Annotated in this window: 14 protein-coding genes and 1 CRISPR repeat array; all 14 genes read left to right on the top strand. The window is 36.6% G+C overall.

Annotation, left to right across the window (positions count from 1 at the left end):
• The first annotated feature begins 51 nt into the window (after nt 1-51).
• The 14 genes from cas6 (at nt 52) to G6R02_RS04585 (ending at nt 19,044) form a co-directional block, all read left to right on the top strand.
• Nucleotides 52-768 (top strand): CRISPR-associated endoribonuclease Cas6, encoded by a 717-nt coding sequence (gene cas6, locus G6R02_RS04520; protein ID WP_164668050.1) that lies wholly within the window; start codon nt 52-54, stop codon nt 766-768.
• On the top strand, nt 769-2,466 hold the full coding sequence (locus G6R02_RS04525; RefSeq protein WP_164668051.1) for a hypothetical protein: 1,698 nt from the start codon (nt 769-771) through the stop codon (nt 2,464-2,466).
• Complete coding sequence (gene cas7i, locus G6R02_RS04530) at nt 2,459-3,349, top strand: type I-B CRISPR-associated protein Cas7/Cst2/DevR (RefSeq protein WP_164668052.1); 891 nt, start codon at nt 2,459-2,461, stop codon at nt 3,347-3,349. The genes G6R02_RS04525 and cas7i overlap by 8 nt, the downstream gene beginning before the upstream one ends.
• Nucleotides 3,346-4,056 (top strand): type I-B CRISPR-associated protein Cas5b, encoded by a 711-nt coding sequence (cas5b, locus tag G6R02_RS04535; protein ID WP_164668053.1) that lies wholly within the window; start codon nt 3,346-3,348, stop codon nt 4,054-4,056. Before cas7i ends, cas5b begins: the two co-directional genes overlap by 4 nt.
• Nucleotides 4,057-4,111: 55 nt before the next feature.
• Nucleotides 4,112-6,337: a CRISPR-associated helicase Cas3' gene (gene cas3 / locus G6R02_RS04540; protein ID WP_164668054.1), complete on the top strand. Its 2,226-nt coding sequence runs from the start codon at nt 4,112-4,114 to the stop codon at nt 6,335-6,337.
• A 14-nt stretch (nt 6,338-6,351) separates the two neighbouring features.
• On the top strand, nt 6,352-6,846 hold the full coding sequence (cas4, locus tag G6R02_RS04545) for a CRISPR-associated protein Cas4 (protein ID WP_164668055.1): 495 nt from the start codon (nt 6,352-6,354) through the stop codon (nt 6,844-6,846).
• Complete coding sequence (gene cas1b / locus G6R02_RS04550; protein ID WP_164668056.1) at nt 6,847-7,836, top strand: type I-B CRISPR-associated endonuclease Cas1b; 990 nt, start codon at nt 6,847-6,849, stop codon at nt 7,834-7,836. It abuts the gene before it with no gap.
• 2 nt (nt 7,837-7,838) lie between these two features.
• Complete coding sequence (cas2, locus tag G6R02_RS04555; protein ID WP_164668057.1) at nt 7,839-8,102, top strand: CRISPR-associated endonuclease Cas2; 264 nt, start codon at nt 7,839-7,841, stop codon at nt 8,100-8,102.
• A gap of 436 nt (nt 8,103-8,538) precedes the next feature.
• Nucleotides 8,539-11,695: direct repeats of the CRISPR family, unit length 29 nt; unit sequence GTTATATCTGAACATAGTGGGATATAAAG.
• Between the two features lie 582 nt (nt 11,696-12,277).
• The gene (locus G6R02_RS04560; RefSeq protein WP_164668058.1) at nt 12,278-13,294 is read left to right on the top strand and encodes an AAA family ATPase; all 1,017 of its coding nucleotides are present in this window, start codon (nt 12,278-12,280) and stop codon (nt 13,292-13,294) included.
• A gap of 186 nt (nt 13,295-13,480) precedes the next feature.
• Complete coding sequence (locus G6R02_RS04565; RefSeq protein WP_164668059.1) at nt 13,481-13,909, top strand: IDEAL domain-containing protein; 429 nt, start codon at nt 13,481-13,483, stop codon at nt 13,907-13,909.
• 157 nt (nt 13,910-14,066) lie between these two features.
• A complete protein-coding gene (locus G6R02_RS04570) occupies nt 14,067-14,276 on the top strand; it encodes a heavy-metal-associated domain-containing protein (protein ID WP_164668060.1) in 210 nt (69 codons plus the stop codon).
• A gap of 55 nt (nt 14,277-14,331) precedes the next feature.
• The gene (locus tag G6R02_RS04575; protein ID WP_164668061.1) at nt 14,332-16,230 is read left to right on the top strand and encodes a heavy metal translocating P-type ATPase; all 1,899 of its coding nucleotides are present in this window, start codon (nt 14,332-14,334) and stop codon (nt 16,228-16,230) included.
• A 364-nt stretch (nt 16,231-16,594) separates the two neighbouring features.
• On the top strand, nt 16,595-18,466 hold the full coding sequence (locus G6R02_RS04580; protein ID WP_164668062.1) for an OPT family oligopeptide transporter: 1,872 nt from the start codon (nt 16,595-16,597) through the stop codon (nt 18,464-18,466).
• A 248-nt stretch (nt 18,467-18,714) separates the two neighbouring features.
• Nucleotides 18,715-19,044: a hypothetical protein gene (locus G6R02_RS04585; RefSeq protein ID WP_164668063.1), complete on the top strand. Its 330-nt coding sequence runs from the start codon at nt 18,715-18,717 to the stop codon at nt 19,042-19,044.
• Nucleotides 19,045-19,083 lie beyond the last annotated feature (39 nt).

Below are 19,083 nucleotides of genomic sequence, written 5' to 3' on the forward strand. Positions count from 1 at the left end.
AATTGACTGAAAATGTCGTATAATTTTATTTAGTAGAAAGGTGGTGAGAAATTGAGAGTTAAATTAGTATTTGATATGAAATCTATTCCTATTGCGTATAGGCTGGGTACATTGTCGATTTTAAAAGAAATGATCAAAAGCGGATCACAAACATATTATGATAAGCTATTTGCCCAAAATAAACAAAAAATGAAATCGTTCACATATTCGACTTATATAGTTAATCTTGATATAAAAAAAGATAAAATATACGGAAAAGAACTACACATGAGCATATCAAGTTCAAGCTATGAGTTTATAATGCACCTCATGAATGGTTCAAAAAAAGGTCAATCATACTTCATTAAAGATTCGCAACTAGTTTTAAAATCGAAAAGCTTGTTACCGAAAAAGTCTATAACAAATAGTGTTGTCTTATTTAAGACATTATCACCAATATTAATAGAGTCGAAAGATCAGAAACCGTTATTAGCTACTGACGACCATTTTGGTAAAGAACTTCAATATATTGCAAATCTTATCCTCCAAGAAGTGTCTAACCGAGAGCCCAAACAGCCCATCAAAGTTCTGCAAACAATGATGACGAAACAAGTCCTAAAAGAAAATCTGCATCAGACACAAAACGAACCATTATTTTTAACAGCGAATAAAGGATTGATACAACTCCAAGGTGAACCTGAAGATCTTCAATCCTTATACGAAAATGGGTTAAGTATGCGGAGGTCGCTTGGGCTAGGATTATTGGAAATCGAAGAGGAGGTGAGATGAGTGAATAAAGTCGACGTTTCCATGAATGAATGGGCTCTTACGCAAGGTATGGTCGGATATAAGAGAATATTAGAATCTTACGGTGTAAATGTTCCAACAACGAATGATGGTTTAACTGTTACAAAAGAACAATTAAAGATATTACCTGAAGCGTTTTTCGATTACTTTTTGAAAAAATACAGTGTTGCCAAAAGGCATGAAAAAGTGCTCGGAAATTGGCACAGCCGCTGGAGAAAAGGGGAGAAAAAGTTTAAATCGGATTTAAACAAACGGCTGAAAGATATCGAAACAAAGGTCGGCAAGTATTTTAAAGAGCATGATTCTGGACGCAACGTGATTGATAAAGTAAATCTATATCGGAATGAAAAAGCGTATAAAGAAGAAATGGACCAATGGCTGGATGAAATAATTGAAGGGCTTAAAATAAAAGAAATAGATGAAAAACTAACTTGCAATACATTTAAAGCAGTGTATTTCCAACCATATTTTGGTCAACCCAGCTTTTTGAATGTATCCAAGAATTCTCTAACTGTTCATGAACAAAAAGAGTTATTTTCATATGATTACGTTAAGCCGGTTCTGGATGAATGGGATTTTATGAGACTGATAGAACAAGAAGAACATGAGAAAAGTCTGGAATTATTAAAAAAAGCCAGCAACAAACACCCACTTTCATCTTTTAAACAAACATTTAAGAACAAAAGCATTCAAGAGATAAATCAATACATTAACGATGAAATTCTTAAATGTAGTTTGACAGATTTTCCATTGGGGCTATTTTCATTTGAAGAAAGTGTCTTTTCACCCTTGGCGTTGAGCCTCGGAAATTCCCTGAACTCTACTTGGAATAGTGAAGGCAAGAACTTTTTTCCAATTAGCGCTCTGGCTAAGTTAGTATTATTTTGCGCACCTGCCGGGGCAACAGTTTCAAATGGCAAGTCTGTGTTTGTGCAGTTTGATGGCTCTTTTGATCAAGTTTACCACGCCAATGAACACTATAATACAGAATCTGATGAAGAAAAGCCATTTGATGAAGTCATTTTTGACCTTGTGAGTGAGCAGAAGTTAAGAGCAGATATGCTTAATAAAAATTATCTTATTCTAGAGTATGAATCGGATTATCAGGCAAAAAAAACGTTATTGGATTATATGATTCTAACCCCAAATCTAGTAAATCTATTTGAAAGGCACAGTAAGTTGTTTAGTTATTTATTTTATCGGAATCGGGTGACTTTCATCAAATACTTGCTTAAGACAATAGATACGAAAGCATTTATTTTTGAAACACTTCGGGATAAAATTAAGAACAATTATTCACCATTAGAAGTAATGTTCATGACGATACTGAGGCACTATAATCAATTTTATTTAAAGGAGGGCGTAAATTATATGGATCCCGAAAAGCAGCAAAAATATATTTGGGTGTTGTATAAGAGTGCAGAAAATGTACGAAATAAAATTGGGCTTAAGAAAGCTCAAAGAATCGCTTATCGTTTATTAAATTCTGTTCAGGCAGGAAACAGGAATACATTTATGGACACCGTTATGAGAGTCTATATTTCTAGTGACTTGGAGATGCCGACACTTCTTCTGGAAGCATTACATGAAAAGAACATGGAATTTGAAACAGTTGCAAACGCATGGATTTCCGGATTAATTTCTAAACCAAATGAGGAAGGGGAAGTTAAAAATGCCTAATAATAAAGCGATTACATTTACAGTTGTATTTCGGGCAAATTCATTAAACTATGGTGAAGGAACGGCAAACATTTCGGAATTGAAGAAATTCCACCGTGGTGATGGCGGTGTTTACTCTTTTGCATCCAGACAGAGCTTGCGTTATGACATGGTACGTATGGGGAATCAATTTTTTGACTGGAACCTTGATGTAGTGGACAAAGAACAAAGAGTTATCCAATTTAAGGAGAAATGCACGATTGAAGATTCGGTTGAAATGGATTTGTTTGGCTATATGAAAACAAAAGCTAAAACCGGTGCAGCCAAGCGTTCTGCTGTTGTTCGATTAAGTCATGCCATTTCGTTAGAACCATATAAAAGTGATCTTGAGTTTTTGAATAATATGGGACTTGCTTCACGTATAGACGAAGACTCAAATTTGGCCACAATTGAGCAACATATCAGCTATTATGCTTATACAGCCACAATTGATTTATCGCGTGTAGGCATTGATGCGGGCGTTGAGTTAAATACAGAAGAAAAAATCAACCGGGTTAAACAATTTCTTGAAGTGACTAAATTTTTAAATCGGGAAATTCGAGGCAGACAGGAAAATCTTTCACCATTGTTTGTGATTGGCGGTTCGTACCCAATTCCGAATCCATTCTTCCAAGGTCGGGTATCACTTGATGGTAAAGATCAATTAAATATTACATCACTGGAAGATACAGTTAATTCAAATGTGTTTGAATCGTCAATTAAAGATAGTACCAATATCGGTTATGTTCGGGGGATTTTTGCAAACGAAGAAGAATTTTCTAATATTGCTAACACAGGATCTGTTGATGAATTTTATAAGAAACTGGCAAAACAGGTTGATGAGTATTATGGTGTTTCAGTATGAAAGTATTGAGAATCAAAGCCTTTCAGGAAACCGTGTGCTATAAAAAACCTTTTGCTAATAAGGTAACCGAAACTTACCCGCTCCCGCCTTATTCGACCGTAAAAGGAATGCTACACGCTGTTTTGAATGCGGACAGGTTGATACCATTTTCGTTATCCGTACAAGGGGATTTTGAAAGTCAGCTTGTTGATTATCGAAAAACGTATTTTGTAAAGAAGCATGAATTTGCAATGCCTATTGTTTTAGATGGAATTGTGAGTGAAGCGCCTTCTTACTCGAGTAATGTTATGACGTCTATGCCACTGTATACTCATATGCTGTATAATGTGCAGCTCGTAGTCCATATCAAAGCCGAGGAGCGAATTTTGGATGAAATATATGATGGTTTCAAGAAAATAAGCTCATTTTTATCATTAGGCAGACATGAGGATTTGCTTCGTGTTGATGAGGTTGAGTTTGTTGAGCTTAAGGAGACAGATGAATGTACGACGAAGCATTCCATTTATATACCAAAGGAATATGTAGAAGAAGAAGGTTTGGGAGTTCCATATTTATTAAACTGGACTTACACAATTAAAAAAGGTATTAGGGAGTGGGATAAAATACCGTCTATTTATATTCCACAGAATGAAGAAATTAATGAAGAGTATTTTAACAATCAAATCTTTGTTGACAGTGATAACTATCCGGTTTTCTGGAACCAGTAGACAACAGCCAATGGGTTCTGTCCCCCATTGGCTATTTTGTAAAGAGGTGATTAAAATGCTGATTGCAAAAACGTGGCCTAGGCTGGAAACTTTGATGGAACATACGGACGAGCTATTGGATAGGTTTAATGTTTTGAAAAGAGCATACTATGAAAAAATTCCTGATGAGAGAATATGGGGTATTTTGTATAAGGCAGCACAATATCATGATCTAGGAAAAATAAATAATGATTTTCAGGTAAAAATGCATAATGCACTTAAAACAAATGAAGTGGTTCATCCATCTAAATTTGGTCATATTCCACATAATTATTTATCACCATTCTTCTTACCTGTTTCCAATTGGGATCTCAGTAAAGATGAAAGAAGGGTGCTTGTGCAGGCAATTGCCTATCACCATGAGCGAAATACACAACCGGATGTAACATTTTTAACTAAGGTTTATGAGGAAGAACTCATGAATCACTTCAATAAGATTGCATGTGAAATGGAAGTAGATGTACCAGAAAAGAATCAAAAAAAATATAAAATCACTAATCCTTTAAAGCCTAAGGACCGAATTACAGAAATAAAAGATGGCAAGGACACATATTACCTGTACATCCTAATAAAAGGATTACTTCATCGCTTAGACCACGCAGCGTCTGCCCATGTTCCAATAGAAGTTGACACCGATGTTAATATCGCTGAATTAACCTACAATTATATGCAGGAAAACTTTGGCCGGAAAGCACTTCGACCACTCCAAGAATTTACATACAAAAATCAGGATAAGAATCTCATTATAATCGCCCAGACAGGAATGGGGAAAACAGAAGCCTCCTTGCTTTGGGCCGGGAAAGATAAAACATTTTTTACTCTTCCGATACGCGTTTCATTAAATGCACTTTTTGATCGAGTTCATAGTGATATAAATTATAAAAATGTTGGATTGCTGCATGGGACCAGTGCTTCACACCTTGATAAAAATGGTGAAGAGGACTGGGAAGTGATTTATGACCAGTCCAAAAACTTTTCAAATAAGCTATTGTTCACAACGATTGATCAAATATTGAAATTTCCGTTTAAGTTTAAAGGCTATGAGAAGTTTTTTGCTACAATGGCTTATTCCAAAGTCATTATTGATGAAATACAGGCATACAACCCGTGGATAGTTGCGGTACTTCTCAAGGCAATTGAGATGATTCATAAAATTGGTGGAAAATTCATGATTATGACGGCCACAATGCCGCAAATCTATTTGGATGAATTGGCTGAAAGAGGGGTCCTAGATGAAAACACGATAAATAATGGATTTGTAGATGAATCTTTTATTAGGCATAGAATAAGCTTACAAGATATGGCGATTAGTAGAGATGCAGATCTCATAATAGAAATGGCATCAAATCAAAAGGTACTGGTTATTGTTAATACTGTTGATCGTGCAATAGAACTTTATAAGCAATTTGAGGGTAAAAACGTTCATTTATTGCATTCCCGATTTATACAACGTGATCGTGCTCTGTTAGAAAATGAGATAAAACGATTTGCTGATGAAGAAGAAAATGGTATTTGGATTACTACACAACTGGTAGAAGCGTCAATAGATATTGACTTTGATGTCTTATTTACTGAGCTTTCTACCATTGACAGTTTATTACAACGGTTTGGCCGTTGCTATCGCAAACGGAAACTGGATCATGATAATCCAAATGTATTTATTTATACGGAAGATGTATCCGGTAGAAAGTATGTTTACGATGAAGATATTTTAGATTTAACTGAAAAGTATATACTATCATTCAATGGAAAACAATTAAACGAAAAGGACAAGGTTGATCTAGTAAAAAGAATATATTCAAAAGAAGAATTGAACGGCACAAAATTTTATGAGGATTTCCAACATGCTGTCCATAAATTAAATCACTTAGAGGATTACCAATATACAAATGATGAGGCTCAAAAAATTCTTCGTGGAATTCAATCGGTTAATGTTATTCCAAGAAATATATATGATGAACTAATAGATTTGCTTGAAGCTTTGGAAAAAGAAAAAGATTCAAAGAAACGTACGGGGCTACGACTAGAGATAGATAAATATACGCTCTCTATTCCAGATTATAAACATAAAAATGAAAGAACGCCAATTGATTTTTATCAGACAGGTAAAGACGGGCGAAAATACAATATACTGCCAAACATTGAAGTATTAGATGTTGACTATGAGTTTGATCTTATCACCTTGAGTGGGACAGGTTTGAGCGGAAATACTGAATCGGGAAACACAATAATATTTGATTGACAGGAGTTGATGAAATGGTTAGTGGCGTTCATATCCAGTATTATTTTGTTTGTCATCGGAAGCTTTGGTTATTCTCCAAAAACATTCAACTCGAAGAAGGTCATGAACGTGTACAAACGGGGAAAATATTACATGAACGTGCTTATAAAAATTCAGACAAGAAAGAACTTGCAGTGGATAATTTAAAAATAGATGCAATTGATGGTGAGTATGTAAGGGAAGTCAAAGTTTCAAGCAAAATGACTAAGGCAGATAGATTGCAGTTATTGTTCTATCTATATGAACTCAAAAAACGCGGACTAAACAAAAAAGGCTTAATCAGTTATACCAAAGAAAAAAGAACGGAAGAGGTAGTTTTAAAAGAGGAAGACGAAAAAGAATTGGAAAACATAATTGAAGATATTTATCAGATTATGGAACAGCCTTATCCACCTGAAGTCATTAATTCGCCTATTTGCACAAAGTGTGCCTATTATGATTTTTGTTATGCGGAAGAAGGTGAGGAGTAAATGAATAAAGATTATTTTATTTTTAATAGCGGCCGAATGCGAAGGAAGAATAATACGTTCTACTTTATAGATGAAGAAGAAAATAAAAAATCGTTGCCTGTTCATCAGATGGAAAACATATATGTATTTGGCAAGGTAGATTTCAATACTAGCTTTTTAGATTTGCTTACAAAACATAATGTCAGGATTCACTTCTATAATTATTACGGTTTTTATTATGGCACGTATTATCCTCGTTCAAAGAAAGTTTCTGGTTTTACAGTCGTTAATCAAAGCAGACATTATTTAGAAAAGGATAAAAGGGAATATCTGGTAAAGCAATTTGTTTATAGCAGTGCTTTTCACATGCTTCGTAATCTAAGGAATTATAAAAAGTACGAAGAAGTAAATTTGGTGATTGAGAATATTCAATCAAATCTTGAATTATTAAAGAATGTTAAGCGTGTGCCTGAAATTATGGGTGTTGAAGGAACGCTGAGACAACTCTATTATTCTGCCTTTAATTATTTTTTACCGGAAGAATTTGCATTTGACACAAGGACAAAACGACCACCTAAAGACCCCCTTAACGCTTTAATTTCGTTCGGGAATAGTATGTGTTATACAACCGTGTTAACCGAGATCTATAAAACTCATTTGGACCCGACGGTTAGTTTTTTGCATGAACCATCAACTAAAAGATTTTCATTAAGTTTGGATATTGCAGAGATTTTCAAGCCGTTATTAGTGGATTCGGTTATTTTTGCATTACTCAATCGAAAACAAATAAATATATCAGATTTTGAATTTTTGGAGGAAATGGTCATACTTAATGATTCAGGGAAGAAGAAGTTTATTAAGGAATGGAATGATAAACTGGGCACAACTATACGACATCGGAAGCTAAAGCGAAATGTTTCCTATAAGTATTTCATCAGATTAGAGTGCTATAAGCTGATAAAGCATTTTATTGGTGATCAAAACTATAAACCTTTAAAAGCGTGGTGGTAATGATGTACGTTATCATAACATATGATGTTGGGGTCAAGCGTGTCGGGAAAGTGTGCAAAAAGTTAAAAGAGTATCTTACCTGGTCGCAAAATTCCGTGTTTGAAGGAGAAATTACGAAAACATTATTACTTCAATGTATGAACGAACTTGAATCAATAATCAATCCAAATGTAGATTCTATATATCTATATGAAGTACGAAATCCGAACCATATTAAAAAGACAGCATACGGTGTGGAAAAGTCATTTGACGACATGTTTTTATAAGCTGTACTTGCAGTAAACCTTCAATTTATAGAAATAATGTAAAAACATTGATATACTGGGATTGAGGATTTGTTTTCTCAGTATTTTGTATTTAAGACTAGTGGTTTACTGCAAAAGTGACTTAATCTTAGTTCCATGAATGTTGATTTCATGGGGTTTTTTAGGTGAATTTTGTAGGGTTATATCTGAACATAGTGGGATATAAAGAAAGAAAGGCGACGGAACACAAATGGACTGTTGTAAGTTATATCTGAACATAGTGGGATATAAAGACACAAACCGAAGAATTAATTGAAATAATCAAATCCGTTATATCTGAACATAGTGGGATATAAAGATTAAATAATTACTTTATAATAGGGGCGTGTTATAGTTATATCTGAACATAGTGGATATAAAGAAAACAGTAGATATTATTAAAGAGTACATTGATAATGTTATATCTGAACATAGTGGGATATAAAGAGACCTTTCATGGAGCGAATTAAGTTGTCTTTTTCGTTATATCTGAACATAGTGGGATATAAAGTTTATTAATATTGTAGGACGTACTGCGTGCCAGTTAACGTTATATCTGAACATAGTGGGATATAAAGACGCAACCCGATATGCTTTTTCCGTTTCTGCTTTTTGTTATATCTGAACATAGTGGGATATAAAGCTGATTTAAAAGCGATTGTGCGCTTTCTTTTAGACTGTTATATCTGAACATAGTGGGATATAAAGAATAAAGTATCTAAAATAAATGGGAATTGTTACAAGTTATATCTGAACATAGTGGGATATAAAGGGAGCAATAATTTGAGAGTTTGACAATACATTACTCAGTTATATCTGAACATAGTGGGATATAAAGACATCATCATTCCATCTCCTTTACTGTTCAAAACCAGTTATATCTGAACATAGTGGGATATAAAGAAACTACCAAAGGGAATATTAAAACGTGGTGATCGTGTTATATCTGAACATAGTGGGATATAAAGTATACTCGAAGAAATTCGCAACGATCAAGGCGAATTAGTTATATCTGAACATAGTGGGATATAAAGCTAGTTTTTCGTATATGCTCATTTCCATCCTCCTTAAAGTTATATCTGAACATAGTGGGATATAAAGTAACAAATACGTTGAACCGATTACTGAAATCGAATACCAGTTATATCTGAACATAGTGGGATATAAAGACGCATTGAACGCCTCTTTGAACAGTCGGTCTGTTCGTTATATCTGAACATAGTGGGATATAAAGCTAGATGATTTTACATTAATAGTAGAAACATCTGTAAAGTTATATCTGAACATAGTGGGATATAAAGACGGATATGAGCGCTCAAGTTCCGACGGCGCAGACGTTATATCTGAACATAGTGGGATATAAAGTTGCTAGGTTAGGGGGCTGCTCCTCAACAACCCCAGTTATATCTGAACATAGTGGGATATAAAGCTAGCAGACGTGGACAATTCTTTGCAAGGGCGACCAGTTATATCTGAACATAGTGGGATATAAAGATAGTTTTCGTACTCTCATTTGACTTTTCGCTTGGTTTGTTATATCTGAACATAGTGGGATATAAAGTCTGCAACAATTCTTGCACGTCTGGGGTTTGTCCGGGTTATATCTGAACATAGTGGGATATAAAGCAATAAATTCCGGCGGGTAAATCAAACATCGTTTCGTTATATCTGAACATAGTGGGATATAAAGAAAGCAAAGTGAGATTTCATGGTGGAGGTACTTGAACGTTATATCTGAACATAGTGGGATATAAAGTTTTCCCGAATATGCCAGTACAATGATATTAGCAACGTTATATCTGAACATAGTGGGATATAAAGAAGTCCATTTTGTGTATATCGCTCAATGCGCCCTCTTGTTATATCTGAACATAGTGGGATATAAAGAACCCACCAGTAAAAGCATATAATTTTTCGTTTACTTGTTATATCTGAACATAGTGGGATATAAAGCTGGCAGATGTGGACAATTCTTTGGTAGGTCGCCCAGGTTATATCTGAACATAGTGGGATATAAAGACAATAATTTCAGCAGACAAACCGTTGTTATAATACGTTATATCTGAACATAGTGGGATATAAAGACGCATTGAACGCCTCTTTGAACAGTCGGTCTGTTCGTTATATCTGAACATAGTGGGATATAAAGTTGACTGTTGTATTGGTGCTTTAGCTTTGCTGATCGAGTTATATCTGAACATAGTGGGATATAAAGTTGTAAAATACGGGGATTACCACGATTGCGATAACGTTATATCTGAACATAGTGGGATATAAAGGGAACATTCAACAAAGAGAAATACATGATTTAACCGAGTTATATCTGAACATAGTGGGATATAAAGACTAATCCGCAATGTCACATATTCGTCGTCCTCGACGTTATATCTGAACATAGTGGGATATAAAGATGAAAAGAGCGATAAATGCTAGGTTGAAAGATTATGTTATATCTGAACATAGTGGGATATAAAGATATTATCCATGGGGTGTGTGGGTAACGGCATATGCGTTATATCTGAACATAGTGGGATATAAAGCTCCATGCTTTCGCTGTGATTCCCTCGAATGTACATGTTATATCTGAACATAGTGGGATATAAAGCCGGTAGTGAAATACGAGCAACTGAATGTGACTTTTCGTTATATCTGAACATAGTGGGATATAAAGTTGGAAACCAAAACAAGCTACAACGAAAACATTCCGGTTATATCTGAACATAGTGGGATATAAAGACGCATTGAACGCCTCTTTGAACAGTCGGTCTGTTCGTTATATCTGAACATAGTGGGATATAAAGATTGTTGGATTAGGTGCTCTAGCGGTTGAATCAACGTTATATCTGAACATAGTGGGATATAAAGTATGAAATAGCTTCATGTATTGGTAGATTGTTTGAGTTATATCTGAACATAGTGGGATATAAAGATAATCGGTGATAATGTTGGCAGCATGGAGAACAGAGTTATATCTGAACATAGTGGGATATAAAGGGCGACACATTAACCAAAATTGCAGAAATGTACGGGTTATATCTGAACATAGTGGGATATAAAGTATTGAACGCTGACCCCTCGTCCTTTGGATGCATAGGTTATATCTGAACATAGTGGGATATAAAGACATGAATTCGCCTGCTTTACCTGCACCCTGAAGTGGTTATATCTGAACATAGTGGGATATAAAGTCTCCTCACTCATTCGTGACCCCCTAACATTACGACAGTTATATCTGAACATAGTGGGATATAAAGGTCACTGTTTTAAGAATTCTTAAAAACCCCGCTTTGTGTTATATCTGAACATAGTGGGATATAAAGTTAGTCTCCAACATTCTAAAGGTGTTAGTTTTCTGAGTTATATCTGAACATAGTGGGATATAAAGCAGATTAATCGTCCAAAGCGGTATGGATGAAAACGTGTTATATCTGAACATAGTGGGATATAAAACGCGCTTATTTGAGAATATGTCGTATACTACTTGCATTTTTATCTGAACGTAGAGGGATATAAAGCTATACCAAATTCTGAGAAGGTGTTAAAACGATTATATCTGAACATAGAGGGATATGAAGTTTATAATTTTAACCCACAGAATCAAGTGAGATATTTGTTATATCTGAACATAGAGATACAAAGGCGCTTGATTTGCTTTTGTGTTAACACTGTAAACTTTCACTTTGTTTCAGGTTGTGATTTTCAAATTACTTCATATGCATAAACTGCATAAAATGCGCTGCACGGCTTGATATGGAGAAGTGGGCATGCTAGCCTATTCGGCAAGCCAAGTCTTTAGACTACTGGCCCTAGGCTAGAAATGCATGCCCACAGAGGCTCCATGTCAAGCCACTCCGGTATAAATATACATTTAATGCGGGTTATATTCATTTAAACTTTGTGAAAAAACTTGCTTAATTTGAACAAAAACCACTGATTTTGGCTGGAATAATGTGTATCTTTACATTAACATGTTTGAATTGTTTGTATACAAATAATAATACCAATGTGTTAATAGTAGCCAGTAGGGTTCACGTTGTACGGCATTAAATTTTATAGAAACCATGGTTATAAATAAGCCCACACCCTTCACAAATCCATCGCCCACATCATATACTAAATAGGCAATACTTTAAATTTTTTTATAAGGAAGTGTTACTATGACTGATTTGCAATATTGGATTACAGGTAACACCGCTGAGGGGTTTGTGAATTTTCTTGACACCAATTTACTGGGAATTGATCGTGTTATTGCGCTCAAACATCCTTCAGCAAAACTTAAATCTAAAATTCTGCAAAATCTTATCAATAAATATCGCTCAGATGACCTTGAAATCCTGCAAAGTGCACTTGGCAGTAAATATTTGGATGGTTTGATTAACCGTGAAAAATCAGTGGCATTTCTAGATGAAAAGATTGCGAATTCCAGTACAAAAACGATTGACTTGGAAGACCTGCTCCCCGTCTCACAACAGGACCAGGAAGATTTCCAAAGCCTGACTCAAAAGGCGCACGAAAGTTTTACGACCGGTTTGAAGGTCCATGATGACCTGGAAGAAGTCTATATCAACCAGATGGATTTTGACCGAGCCGACGAATTTGCGAATGAATTTATTTCAGATTTACTTAATGATGTCCCTGAAAAAAAACGCAAATCCCACACATACCACAGATTTTTCGGGACGAATACTGCGGATGGTGTGGTAAATGTAGTTCCACATCTTACAAGCAATATAAAACATGTCCACTACATTAAAGGCCGGGCAGGCACGGGAAAATCCACAATCATGAAAAAAATTGCGCAGGCCTGCTCTGATCATGGCTTTGACGTTGAATTGTATCACTGCAGTTTTGATCCGAACAGTATCGATATGGTGCTTGTTCGTGAATTGGACTTCTGTATATTTGACAGTACGGATCCACATGAATTTTTTCCGAAACGTGATGGCGAAGTAATTGAGGATTTGTATGGTGAACTTGTTACCCCTGGAACTGATGAGAAATTTAAAACAGAAATCAATGATTTAAACAATCACTATAAGTCTTATATGAAACAGGGGATTCGTTACTTAAAAGAAGCGGACAGCTATCTCGAAAAAACCGAGCAAAACTACATGGAAAATGTTACCGATCAGGATATAAAAAAAGTGACGAAACACATAGTAAAAAACGTCTGATAACATTGCTGCTGAATCCGTTTCAGCGGCATTTTTTGTTAGAGTAAGGCAACGTATCTAAGGGAAATATAAAGGGAAATATAAAGTTAAGTATTTTCCAAAAATTGTTCTTGTCATTTTGTGCGTTATATAGTAAAATTAATTTACAGAAAATTATGAGTATATTGTTTTCAGGGAGGTGTGTGAATGGTTACTGTAAAGATGTTGAAGCCTTATTATATGAAAGCAGATGATAATTATGTGAGGATTGTCCTGGCATATCAATATTTTACGGTATTAATTAATAATCAGGTTTATCAGTTCATTCCAGTTGAGTCGAAGGAAATCAGAATTAACCGCAGAACACAAAAGGTTGAGAATGTTGGCGCGAGATTTGCCTTTCAAAAAGGTAAAGACATCGTTTACATGGCTATTAGCGAACTAATTTCCCTTCCTGACTTCCTGGTTCATTTACATTCCATTGCCGAACCGTACTATATAAAAAAACAAAAAAGTGATGATCAAACCGCTGTGATTATCGACGAATTGGAACAGATAAATTTGAAACGATTAATCGATAAAGCGCTGGATAACCGTGATTATGAAGCATTCAAGTCGCTTGTTAAATTACTTTAAAAAGATAGTATCTACTTTTGAGCCTATACTGCTGCATGGCAGTGCAGGCTTTTTATTTTGCATGAAAAAGAATCTGGGGAATCTTGACCTGCGTCAAAGAACAATTGAAAAATCCATTCTATACTAAAGACATACTAAACCAAAGGAGAGATACAAAATGAAAACAGCTAAATTTCAATTGGAACCACTGACTTGTCCATCCTGCATCAAAAAAATAGAAGGAAAATTAGGATCAATGCAAGGGGTGGAAGATGCAAAAGTTTTGTTCAGTTCCAGTAAAGTGAAAGCAACTTTTAACACAGACCAGGTGACAGAAGAGCAATTAAAAGAAACAATCGAAAAACTGGGCTATCCGGTTGTTGCATAATCGACAGGGCTGCTTTATATAAAGCAGCCCCACAAAATCGAAAGGAGTGGATGAAATGGGTAATATTAAAAAAATATATGTGGTAATTGTATCAGGAAGCTTAATGGCATTTGCGTTTATTTTACATGTTATGGATCTGGAAATTTGGAAAGATGCCGCTTTAATTTCAGCAACATTAACAGCGGGGTATTCCATTGCAAAAAAAGCAATTCAATCGGTAATGATGAAAGCATTCAGTATTGAATTACTGGTGACAATTGCTGTTGCAGGTGCATTAATTATTGGGGAATATGTGGAATCGGCAGCAGTTACGTTCCTCTTTTTATTCGGTGCCTATCTGGAAGCGCGGACACTGGAAAAAACCCGTTCGTCGCTTAAGACATTAATGGATATGGCACCTTTGGAAGCGACTGTACTCAAAAATGGAGAACGAACGGTTACGCGGGTTGAAGATATAAATCAGGGTGACCGAATTCTGATTCAATCCGGTGAAAAGGTCGCGATTGATGGAAAAATTTTTGCAGGGCAGGCGTTTATTAATGAAGCGGCAATCACTGGTGAATCTGTGCCAGCAGCGAAAAAAGCTGCAGATCATGTTTTCAGCGGCAGTATTATTGATAACGGATATATCGAAGTGGAAGCAGAAAAAATTGGTGATGATACAGCTTTTGCAAAAATCATTGAAATGGTTGAAGAGGCACAGGAGTCTAAAGCAAAAGCACAAAAATTTCTTGATCGCTTTGCAAGCGTCTATACACCGGGGATCATCGCGCTATCCATTCTTGTTCTCGTCCTGACAGGGAATTTCGAACTGGCAATTACCTTTTTAGTAATCGCATGTCCGGGGGCACTTGTCATTTCCGCACCGGTATCACTTGTTGCCGGAATAGGCAATGGAGCGAAAAATGGTTCATTGATAAAAGGCGGAGAAGTCATAGAAAATTTTGCAAAGATAGATGTGCTGGTATTTGATAAAACAGGGACGCTTACCAAGGGACAGCCGGAAGTGACCGGAATAAAAGCCTTTGGAATGAATCCCGATGACTTGTTAAAAATCACTGCAGAAGTGGAAATTGTTTCGGAACATCATCTTGGCAGAACAATCGTCAGTGAGGCAGAAAATCGCGGTCTTGTACTGATCAATGAACCCTGTAATGTTACGGTTGAAAAAGGGTACGGATTATATGCAGAAGTTGCCGGCAAGAACGTGGTAATCGGTAACCGGAAACTGTTCAGTAAAAAACAAACCATCATCCCAACGAATGCTGAAAACTATGCAATCCGGGAAGAGAAGAATGGCAATACGGTAATCTTTGTCGGAGTCGACAATAAATTTGCCGGGGTTATTTTGATCGCTGACCAGATCCGCCATGAAGCAATCAATGCAATCAGGCAATTGAAAGAAGCAGGTGTAAAACAAACAGTAATGCTCACAGGTGATAATCGCCACACCGCAGAAAAAGTTGCGGAACAGCTTGAGATTGATCAGTTTTTTGCTGACATGCTGCCGGAAGAAAAAGTAAATCATATTAAACGGTTAAAAGCAGAGGGGTTCAAAGTGGCTATGGCAGGTGACGGAATTAATGATGCTCCGGCAATTGCACTATCAGATGTCGGCCTCGCGATGGGTGCTGCAGGAACAGACGCAGCTATGGAAACCGCTGATGTTGTGTTAATGGACGATAAGTTAAATAAAATTCCTTATGCATATGCGTTGGCTAAAGCAACCGTACGAAATATGAAACAAAATATTTTAATTGCAGTTGGAACGGTTACCCTGTTGCTTGCTGGAGTACTGACGGGAAAGATTTTCCTGGCGTCCGGAATGCTGATACACGAACTGAGTGTACTGATTGTAATTATCAATGCCATTCGCCTGGTTCGCTTTAAACGGACTGATCAAACAATTGATAAAATAATTCCATCCGGTAGCAACTTAAAAAATGTTGCATAAACTAATACCACATCCTTTCGATATTTGCGGACAATCATGCAGGTTGTCCGCTTTTTATGTTGATGATTAAATTACTGCTTTTGCGGGTAAGTTATACAATGGAAATGTAATCGTTATTAAACGACATTTTTTTCGTCTGACAGTTGAAAAATATACAAAATATGATAGTATAAAAAAATGCTTGTATTACTTGGAATAACTTGTCCCAAGTATGAAAATTTTCTAAAAAATGAAGCGGTTCTGTCCTTGCTGTGCATACACAGTAAGGTTTTTCTATTTACATGAATTTATCATTTTATTGGAAATTGTCATAACTTTTTGAACCGCAATCATCCAGAATTAACGCTAAGGAAGGTGTTTATTTATGTCAAAGCAGGATCCAAATCCTGGATTCAAGCCGTACGTTCCTGCCTCTAAAAACCCACCTCAGTTTACATGGGTTGCTATGGTAGTAGGTGCGGTGCTTGCTATCGTTTTTGGTGCAGCAAACGCATACTTAGGTCTTATTGTTGGGATGACCGTTTCTGCATCAATTCCAGCAGCAGTTATTTCCATGGCAGTACTTCGAATTATTATGAAACGTACTTCCATATTGGAAAATAATATCGTACAAACCATTACGTCAACTGGTGAATCGCTGGCAGCGGGTGTTATTTTTACATTGCCTGCATTGTTCATCTGGCAGCTTGAGCCAAGTTTGACAACGATAGCTATTATTGCATTAGCAGGTGGTATTTTAGGTGTAGTACTTATGATTCCGCTTCGCCGTGCATTAATTGTTAACGAACACGATACACTGCCATACCCGGAAGGTACCGCATGTGCTGAGGTGCTTCATGCCGGTGAAGAAGGCGGTAAAGGAGCCAAGCTGGTCTTTGCTGGACTAGGTATTGGCGCGTTATTTAAGCTATTAACCGATGCTGTAAAAGCGTTCCCTTCATCTGTTGAATGGGAGATTTATAAATTTAAGAATGCAGCAATCGGCATGGACACTATGCCAGCATTGCTTGGTGTTGGTTATATTATCGGTCCTCGCATTGCCGGAATTATGTTTGCCGGTGGTGTCCTTGGCTGGCTTGGAATTATCCCATTAATCAGCTTTATTGGGGATGTTACAACCACTCCAATCTATCCTGGTGAAATTCCGATTTCGGAAATGGGATTCCATCAAATCTGGGATAACTATCTACGTTATATCGGAGCAGGTGCAGTTGCTTTTGGTGGTATTATGGGTCTTGTTAAAACATTGCCAACAATTGTGTCTTCGTTTAAGGGATCGGTACAAGGATTTTCAGCAGCAGGGGATGGAAATGACTTACGAACGGATGAAGACCTTCCGATGACGTTAATTGTTGTATTGACTGTTGTCTTTATGGGTATCTTGTTATTCTGGCCGACGATTAGTATAGGCATTGTTGGAGCCGTATTGCTGTTTATCTTTGGTTTCTTCTTTGTAACAGTATCTTCCCGTATCGTTGGTATTGTTGGTAGTTCATCCAACCCTGTTTCCGGTATGACAATTGGGGCACTTATCTTTATTTCCCTTGTGCTGACTGCAATTGGCCAAACTGGACAGGCAGGTGCGACAACAGCGATAATTATCGGTTCTGTTGTTTGTATTGCAGCAGCAATTGCCGGTGACACGTCACAGGATTTGAAAACAGGTTATATCGTTGGTGCGACACCAAAATGGCAGCAAATTGCTCAATTATACGGTGTGTTAATCACAAGTATTATTATTGGATTTATCCTGATCCTGCTTGATAATGCATATGGATTCGGTTCAACCGAACTTCCTGCACCACAGGCGGTTCTGATGTCCATGGTTGTTGATGGCATTATGAGCGGTGATCTACCGTGGAATTTAATCTTTATTGGAGCAGCAGCGGCGGCAACTGTTGAACTGTTTGGCATTGGGTCATTACCATTTGCAGTAGGGCTGTATCTGCCAATTCATTTGACATCGCCAATTATGCTGGGCGGGATTATAAATGGAATTATTAAACGCCGTACGAAAAATAAAGAAGAATATAAAGAGAAAAATGAACGCGGTATTTTGCTTGCGTCAGGTTACATTGCCGGAGAGGCATTAATGGGTGTCTTTGTGGCTATTGCTGTAACAGCAGGTGTAACATTCCCTGAAGGAACATTCTTCGGACCTGTCGTATCATTAATTGCAATTGGAATTGTAGCATGGTATTTATTCCGCACTGCAAATAAGAAAGCTGCTAAATAATTTGTTGGAAGAGCCAGTCCTTTTATAGGATTGGCTCTTTTTTTATGTTAAAAGGCTAGCGGTAGACCGACGACAGAATGAAACATTTGTCCGAGACGCAAAACATCAGCCTGAGAGACGAAACATCAGCCCGAGAGCAACTATATCACCCCGAAGTGAAAATATTTGACGTGCGTCAAGGAAACATCTTCCCTCGAGTAAGATAATGTAATCAAAGAGAAAGGAATTCAATTTAGGAGGGAAAAGTTATGTTTCAAATATTTATGGAGCAATATGCGTTTATTTTCATAGCTGCTATAATAACATTCGGACTTTTGGTTATGCTTCGGTCATTTGCAATGGCGGCATTACAGGTAGTTGTTTTAATGACTATGGTAATGATGGCAGGGGTTGAATTTACAGTTTATCCGATGTTTGTAATGGCACAGTTCATTCTCAGCGGATTGGTTATTTATAAATTTTTACAGGCTTTGGACATGAATTACCGTCTCGTTTTGGAAAAAACACATGAGATAGAACCGAACCTGACAAAACAGGAACACCGGGGAAGCAGATTTTCGTTTTGGAATACAAAATAATAACATTAAAACTGCCCTCATCAGGCAGTTTTTTTATTG

This window comes from Virgibacillus doumboii, assembly GCF_902806455.1.
GTDB classification, from domain to species: domain Bacteria; phylum Bacillota; class Bacilli; order Bacillales; family Amphibacillaceae; genus Lentibacillus; species Lentibacillus doumboii.